Annotated in this window: 7 protein-coding genes and 1 pseudogene; 1 reads left to right on the top strand and 7 read right to left on the bottom strand. The window is 33.7% G+C overall.

Going from position 1 to position 7,951, the window contains the following annotated elements; translation table 11 throughout:
• Positions 1-28 precede the first annotated feature (28 nt).
• Positions 29-493, bottom strand: coding sequence for a hypothetical protein (locus J7E67_RS25735; RefSeq protein WP_214733087.1), 465 nt, complete (start codon positions 491-493; stop codon positions 29-31).
• Between the two features lie 640 nt (positions 494-1,133).
• On the opposite strand from J7E67_RS25735, the gene J7E67_RS25730 reads away from it, so the two are divergent.
• Positions 1,134-1,289, top strand: coding sequence for a recombinase XerC (locus J7E67_RS25730; RefSeq protein WP_214733086.1), 156 nt, complete (start codon positions 1,134-1,136; stop codon positions 1,287-1,289).
• 966 nt (positions 1,290-2,255) lie between these two features.
• On the opposite strand, the gene J7E67_RS25725 is transcribed toward J7E67_RS25730, so the two are convergent.
• The 6 genes and pseudogenes from J7E67_RS25725 to J7E67_RS25700 form a co-directional block, all read right to left on the bottom strand.
• A complete protein-coding gene (locus tag J7E67_RS25725) occupies positions 2,256-3,944 on the bottom strand; it encodes a GMC family oxidoreductase (RefSeq protein WP_214733085.1) in 1,689 nt (562 codons plus the stop codon).
• Positions 3,945-4,385: 441 nt separating this feature from the next.
• Entirely contained in the window at positions 4,386-4,661 is a 276-nt protein-coding gene (locus J7E67_RS25720; protein WP_214733084.1) for a hypothetical protein, read from the bottom strand.
• Positions 4,662-4,759: 98 nt separating this feature from the next.
• On the bottom strand, positions 4,760-5,287 hold the full coding sequence (locus tag J7E67_RS25715) for a hypothetical protein (protein WP_214733083.1): 528 nt from the start codon (positions 5,285-5,287) through the stop codon (positions 4,760-4,762).
• Between the two features lie 596 nt (positions 5,288-5,883).
• The gene (locus tag J7E67_RS25710) at positions 5,884-6,636 is read right to left on the bottom strand and encodes a GNAT family N-acetyltransferase (RefSeq protein ID WP_214733082.1); all 753 of its coding nucleotides are present in this window, start codon (positions 6,634-6,636) and stop codon (positions 5,884-5,886) included.
• Positions 6,637-6,807: 171 nt separating this feature from the next.
• Positions 6,808-7,473, bottom strand: coding sequence for an HAD family hydrolase (locus tag J7E67_RS25705; protein WP_214733081.1), 666 nt, complete (start codon positions 7,471-7,473; stop codon positions 6,808-6,810).
• Between the two features lie 210 nt (positions 7,474-7,683).
• Positions 7,684-7,951 (bottom strand): annotated as a pseudogene (locus tag J7E67_RS25700) (amidase); the annotation flags it as partial.

Genomic DNA, 7,951 nt, shown 5'->3' with positions numbered 1-7,951 from the left:
TTTATTTTCATGGTAGTTTAACAAGTACCTACCATATTTCATAATATATACCCTGTTCATTATGATTAGGCATATCATATTCTTCTCTCAATAAAATTTCTCTTCTTTCCATATAAGAGATATATCGACGTAAACTCTCTATAAATCCTTGGATATCCTCTTTTAGAATTTCATAATATGTATAGTCCCATTGTTCAATATATTGGTTTTCTATTTCTTCCAGTCTGCTTTTACCTGCCTCACTTAGTAGTACATTATATTTATCTTGAACAACATCCACAATCTTAATAGAGAGGGTACACCAATAAGCCTCCATAACTGAATTATCAGTAATATGGAAAGGACTAATTACTAAATCATCAATAAAGTTAAAACGCTGTATTATCTCAGGTAGCAGTTTAATTTCTTCCAAAGTAAAATATAAATTTTCATAACGGCGATGTCCTCCACCCAACTCTTCCAACTCGACAGAACACTGTTTGCTAAAGTTCATATTTGTACCCCCTAAAAAAGATTTCTTATTGTTATTTTAGCATCTTCTTGTTCAACTAAACTGCCCGTTTGTTCAATAAGAACAGCTTGAAAACATTGTATTAATATTAGTATCTATACAGCCTTTCTTTGAGAAATAATTCATAAAGTTTAATAAATATCAGGGGCATAGTTACTTAATCTTGCCCCTTCAATTTTAGCAACACTGTACACTCCACATGTCTGGTGTGCTGAATATAGAAAGCTGTATAGATGTAATAGTGTTCACCAAAATATAAAATCCTAAATATTGAAACCATGTGTGGAAGTAAGTCGTTAAGCCTCATTTTTATGCTCCTTCTAGGAAACATTAGTGGATGTACTTATAACTCTCTCCTTTGAAGCGTAATTTCATGGTGAGCTCAAAACTTTTTTCATAATAAAAGTAGCGATAATAAACGATAATTTTAGTTAAGGGACAGATTCTCTCTTTTGGGCGAAACGGCACCATTGTCCATTATTACATCATTCCACCCATCTTTTTTACAAATTTCCGAGAGGTTTCGCACCTATTCAAAACTGCTATTTTATCCAAGACTACTGTATAAAAGGCAGGTGTTGAATACAAAGGTACGCACGGATTTAGACAGACACATGCGTTATTGCTGCTTGAATCTGGGACAAGTATTAAATTCGTATCACAACGTTTGGGTCATAAAACCATTAAAACAACAGCCGATACTTATTTAGATATTACCGAAAAAATTGAAGAAGACGAACTCAAAAAGTTCGCCTCCTACACAGCAAAGAAAATTTAAATCGGCACACTAGATTTTCTTTGTTTTATGATCACCCCTAAAACGTTGCTATAACAGCATTTTTAGAGATTTAACCAATAGAACCCTCCATCTCAAACTTGATTAATTTTGCTTTAATTGAACTAAATAATTTATAAAAAATACGGATAAACCTTGATATAAAGCAATTTCTTATAAATAGATTATAATACAGAATAAATTTATTTCGGCACGAAATCGGCACGGATATTTACCGCGCAAAAACACATGTAGCAAGGGGTTTAAGTTTAAGTGTATTTTTCTTTTACTCATGAAATTTCAGCCTAAGATTATTTTAATAAATGATTAAAAAGCTAAACTAGACGCGCTGAATTTTCCTTAGTTCAGTTCCGAAATATGAAACAATAAACCAAATACCTGAATAATATACAGTTCTATATGTTTCGTGGTCAGAATGTGATCAAAGAAACAGGGTGCCTCCAAATAAAAAAGGGGGCATCTATTTGTATGTATTATTACATCATACCGCCCATATAGTTTCAAACTGTAATATATTTAACCATATTAGAAACAAACCACGTAAAATCAACTTTCTACAAGTACTATGTGTAACATCTTTAACCTGGTTTTAATGCGATTTATTATTTTTCGTTAGCAAAATGTTAGCATGCTGTTAGCAGTCAATGATATGTAATTGACTTGATGACTCTAATAACAAAAGCGATGCAAATTCTATATGCATCGCTTTTAAACAGTGGTTACACAATCCACATAACCAGAGTGTATGTGGCAACACATGGGGTGCTGTTGAGTTTTTTAATTACTTCAAAATCTATGAGGAAATCATGATTGCACGTGATGTAGTAAGAGAAGAATAATCTAGTGGGTTAATATTTTAAACTAATCTATATCAATAGCAAAAACCACTCGCTACAAATATTAGTCAGTGGTTTTTTATTGTTAATAATAATTTTTTTTAGCTAACCATTATAAGGGAAATTCTTCTTCAAGAATAAATCTGACCGCATTTAAACCAATCATTTGAGAAGGCATTGAAGTGTTACCGTCTGGTAAAATAGGGGAGATGGATAGATCAGCGACTTTCAGATTTCTGGTACCAAAGACATTCAGATATCCATCTGTTACGCCGTCTCGAATACTTTTGGCCATCCTGCATTGACCTCCAAAATGAGCGAGATTTCGATAAGAGGCTTTGGCATAACTTTCTAATTGTTTACGCTGTTCTTCCTCATTTCTTATTTCGAAAACATTTTCAGGAGGGTATACAACCTTGTAGATGCCTTCAGGATCGAGTTCACGAGCCTTCTTCATAATGTTGTAAGTCTCAAAATACTGTTTTACCATAAAATCCAAGTCATCTGGATCTCCAAGTGGATTAAGGTCTATGGATGGATAGGCCTCAGGGTCACTGTGTGCAACCGTGATTGTACCCCTGCTTGATGGGTTAAGGTCAAAAATGCCAATGCTCATTATATTACTCAGTTTTGCAGGATTAAACCCCCAATGATTAGCCAATACATCTGGAGCCGGAAGAAACGAAGGTGTCGGAGAGCCATATAATTGCAGGCGACGGCCTCCTCTGCTGCCATCTCCTTTAAAAGCCCCCAGTGGAAATGGATTAGAAGGGTCAGCAGACATGAGCTCTAAAATCCGTTTTGTTTCTACTTCTACTCCCATTCCAACGGTAAAATGAGATTGAAAGTTGTGCCCGACATTTGGACTGTCAATTAATGTTTCAATTCCTGCTCTAGCCAGATCATCCGGGTTCCCAATTCCAGAACGTTGTAAAATAACGGAGGAAAAATTACCTGCACAAACAATGATACCTTTTATAGCATGAGCAATATTTGATTTGCCGTTTCTTACAAATTCAACGCCCACTGCAACCTGATATCTTCCATCTTCTTCAAATAGAATTTTATTCACGGTTGTTTTTGTTAAAATGACTAACATTCTGCTGCCAACTCCAACCTCATCCGGGTGGAATTCATTCCCTTGTGTAACAATCTTATTATTCAGATATCCTGTTGCAGTAGATGAACGAACGAACTGTCCATTCACTTTTTTATTTAAAAACTGTGATTTGTAAAATGTACAATCTCTTATACCTGTATTATAGTCTTCAACAATAGGAATATTTAAGACATCTGCTGTTGCTTTAGCCAATGTTACTGTAAGCCCACCCTTAGGAATGATCTGTTGTCTTACAAAAATGGGGCCTTTTCTTCCTCGTTCTTCCGGTTCTTGTGTCTTACCTGTGTACGTTTCATTCTCTATGAATAAAGAACTAACATTGTCGTAACTCCATTGAGATCCAACGAGACGTGCCCACTCATCATAGAGTTCAATACTTCCACGTACAGCATACATTGCATTATGCTCTGAGCTTCCTCCTATCGCTCTGCCACTCGATACTCGAAGTTGCTGATTACCAATATTCGCTTCTGCATTTGTCATCATATTAAATGAATGCCTATTATCAGTTGCTAAAATACCAGATATTGCACCAGAAGGGCTGCTTAGCTCTTTAACCATATTTGTTCCAGGTTCTAGGACTAGTACAGAAGTTCCTTCATCCGATAATTTTTTCGCTATCACCCCCCCAGCAGTTCCAGCCCCAATCACGATAAAATCAAAAGTATTTTGGGTTGCCACACTTTTGCCCCTTTCAATATTCAAATTTTAGTTTCCCAATTTCAGAATAATAAGACACAATATATATATGAATAAGCACAAAAAAGTGTAAATGTCCTAATCTTTTCAGGGCAATATTGATTGATTTTACCGGCTTGACCTCTAAACTTAATAAGGCAGTTATGATTCCTGTCGTTCAGTCAAGAAATACTCTGTGGCAAATTTCATAAATAAATGGGGTAATTCAGCAAACGATCTAAAGTTGATTTCTTACAGCTGAATTATTACATCTTCTGTGGAACGAATTAAAATTAAAGCAGACGGTACTGCGAGGATCTTTTACAGATTCTCGCTACCGTCTGCCATCATTTAACGTAATTTTAGCAACACGCAGCACTCCACATACGTTGAGTGTAAGTGGCAACACATGACGCTGGTTAGCTTACTATTTAACAAACAACCTTATTTTACATAATTAATATGAATAACAGGTCTATACCCTAATAGCCTAACTTCTTTTTTCCAATGATCTATTTTATTTTTTAAAATAAGCATATCAAGTTGGTTTAAATCAGGCTTACCTGCAGTTAAAGGAAGTTTAGTTCTTCTGTCTAGAATTATCCATAATCCAATTTCTCTTATTTCAAGTCCATTATCCGACATATTGTGTCTATATATTTTTAATGTCAATAAAGTTTGGTCAACTATTGGGAACAGTTTGCCCAAATTTGTCCCCAAATTGTCCCCCGTAAAACAGTAAGAAAAATGCGGGTTGGAACAGTGTACCTTCTTTCACTCAAGCACCCGTTAGTTGAACAAGCAGGACCTTTTAATTATCAGCAAAAATTCCTAATTGTCTGACTAAAATGTAATTTGTATTTGTTAAATATTCCATCATAAGGAGGAAATAGTTTCCCTTGAGGTTCTTTTGGTAAATTCCCGATATTTTGAAGGGATTTAATATGGTGTTCCAAACAAAAATTAACACCCTCAAGTGATTTGTTATTACAGTTTTCTTTTTTACACACTTGATTTGATGTTCTAAAGGCATTTTCTTTTAAATACCGTTCCATAAGTGCTAAATAAATTAAAATTTTATCTGGTGCTATATAATGTTCGTTCTCCCATTCAACCATTTCAGTAAACGGCACTTTAAACAAATACTCTCCATTTCCAAAATTCCACGCAAAACTTCCTTGCCAAAATTGATTACATATATCACATTGATATAGTTTTTCTTCACTATTTTTAGATTTAACAATTGTTTTTAGCTGTTTTTTTAATGATTTACTTTCTTTTATTCTCTTTGAAATGTCATTTCTTTGTAAATCTAAATCGCTATAATTATGGCAAACACAGGTCATAAGGGGTCTCCATTTCAATCATCATTTTTACTATATTTTAACATATCCTTATTGAAGTAACCTGCCCCGTTAGCTGAAGAAGAAAAGAAGTTATCGCAAGCAACCTCCTTATTTCACTCTTGCACCAGTTAGTGGAACAAGCAAATACAAATACCAAAACGGGAAACACTAATTTTTGAGGTGAGTCCCATTGATGATTTTGAAGTCGTATCTTGTATTAAGTCTCTTAACAGCATTACAACCGGTCGGGAATCAAAAGGTTGTTCCAACCCAACCTAGCATAACTAGCTTTGACACTAATTCCCCCAAAAAAGGAACCTGGGTTCAAATACCAAAGGAAACAAAGAAGATAACTTTTAATGTGAAAGCCGAAAACTGATTACGGCCATAAGAATGTACCACTTCTGCCATGTTTTTTACCAGCGATTGACACAAGATTTACCGCTTATTGCCTTACCAACGGAGTAATGTCAAGGAAAAAGGATTTGCAACGTAGGATTTTGGGAGATAAAAAAAGTCTAATTCCTCCGCATTTTTACCGAGGAATTAGACTAATGATCTTCAACAATCGCGCCCGATTGCTGAAGATCACACCTTTATTTTTTAACTCTATACCAATATCTGTATTGTTCTTTAAATCCCAATTTATAATAAAGGTTTAATGCAGGAATATTATTTAATTCAACTTGAAGATAGGCATTCTTAGCCCCATTTTCTTTACCCCAATGTATCAAATATCTAATTAATTTGGCTCCATAACCTTTGTTCCTAGATTTTTCATGCGTTACAATATCAAACAATCCTATGTATTCATCTTCTAAAACACCCAGGCCACAAGCTACGACTGAATTATCATCAATTAATAAAATAAAGCAAGTGGTAGGAACAATATTTTCTAGCATTTTCTTTAACGTTAGTTGGTGGTTTTCACTTATATTGTTTAAAATACAAAAATTATGAAACCAATTTTCATGCAACTTATTATAAATAACAACATTTGTTACTATTGTTTTATCAATTTCTAATATCGGCAATAATTGAACACTTGTTTCACCCGCAAGAGTGTATTCAGAATTTTCTAGGACGCTATCTAAATTGCTTGAACCACCAACTAGTGGTGTCATTTTATAAACAACCTTTAAATTGCTTTCACGATACAATTTTTCATTATTCTCTATCTTCCTTTTAAAATCTTCACTTGAGGAATAAATAGGATTGATTGAATTTGCTCTTTTTGTATATCCTTCGGAAAAACGTAATATCCATCCATCATACATTAGCGTTTGAAGTGCTGGTAAAGCATTCATTGATAATTCTTCTATTTTTTGTATTAGTGCTTTATTAGACATTCTAATCCTCCTCTTACATTTTATATTTAAATAAATTGTATAATTATTCATAATAACATATTTTTATACAATTATATGTTATTATTTTCCCCATTATCGAATAATACTAAAAAGCACATCTCATTATTATTTATGAAATGTGCCCTTTAGCTGAATAATGAATGTCGTCATTTATTCGACTTTACTCGCTATTAAAATATCTTTTATCTCGCCAACACTATTGACAATATATGTAGGGTTAGAGTCACTTAATTCTTCAAATGAACCATATCCATAAGTTACTCCAATAGAGTTAATACCGACATTGTTTGCTCCAATAACATCATGCTTACGGTCACCAATCATAATAAAGTCATCCTGCTTATGTTCTTTGTATTTATCTAGTATATATTGAATAATTTCAGTTTTTGATGTTCTTGTTCCATCAAGATTACTTCCAACAACAAGTTCGAAATACTGGTCAATATTAAAATACTTTAGTATTTGTTCAGAAAATACAGTAGGCTTTGAAGTTGCAACAACTAAAGTATATTGTTGTTCTTTTAATGATTTTAATAGTAAAGGTATATTTGAATATAACTCATTTTCAAACATACCTTTTTCCTTAAACCTTTCCCTATAAAAATCAATTGCTTTTTTTGTATTTTCTTCAGCAAAATTGTAATATTCAGCAAATGAAACTTGTAGTGGTGGACCAATAAAACATTCAAGTTTATCTGTATCAGGCTCTACAATGTCCATTTTCTGTAATGCATATTGAACCGATTTAGTTATACCTACTTTTGGGTCTGAAAGTGTTCCATCTAAATCAAATAAAATTATCTTGTACTTGTCCATATTAAACTCCCTTCCTGTATCTAATCCCAAACTAATTTTATCATAAGAATTTCAAAAAAATTCAAACTCTTCTTCAACTAAATGGCCCTTTCATGCAAAAAAGGATGCTAATCCTTATTCCGGATATGCGCCCGATTGCGGAAGATCAAGATAATTATTATGATTGCTACTTTAGCTTGGTGAACTAACGCACCCGTTGAATAAATTTTGTTAATATTTTGCAAAATTCGGGCTTCTTCGATGCTTTGTAGCCTGCTCAAAAGAGCAAGCTATTTTGATTAATACACCTTCACTAAAAGCAGTACTTGCCAAAGTCACTCCAAAGGGTCTTCCATTTTTCATATATCCAGCAGGTATAGATATGGAAGGATAACCAGCTTTAGCACATATTGTTGAGCCTATATACGAAGGAAAGAGGATAGCATCAAGGTCATACTTTTTTAAGGCAAAGTCAATTCCCTGTTCCTGAGAAAAATAC

Source organism: Bacillus sp. ISL-46 (assembly GCF_018613205.1).
The sequence above is the reverse complement of the archived record's forward strand: the minus strand, read 5'-3'. Positions and strand labels throughout refer to the sequence as shown.

What these genes read in the sequence shown, in the direction of transcription:
- J7E67_RS25735 (WP_214733087.1), bottom strand. Translation starts at nt 493, where the DNA reads ATGAACTTTAGCAAACAGTGTTCTGTCGAGTTGGAAGAGTTGGGTGGA.
- J7E67_RS25715 (WP_214733083.1), bottom strand. Translation starts at nt 5,287, where the DNA reads ATGACCTGTGTTTGCCATAATTATAGCGATTTAGATTTACAAAGAAAT.
- J7E67_RS25710 (WP_214733082.1), bottom strand. Translation starts at nt 6,636, where the DNA reads ATGTCTAATAAAGCACTAATACAAAAAATAGAAGAATTATCAATGAAT.
- J7E67_RS25705 (WP_214733081.1), bottom strand. Translation starts at nt 7,473, where the DNA reads ATGGACAAGTACAAGATAATTTTATTTGATTTAGATGGAACACTTTCA.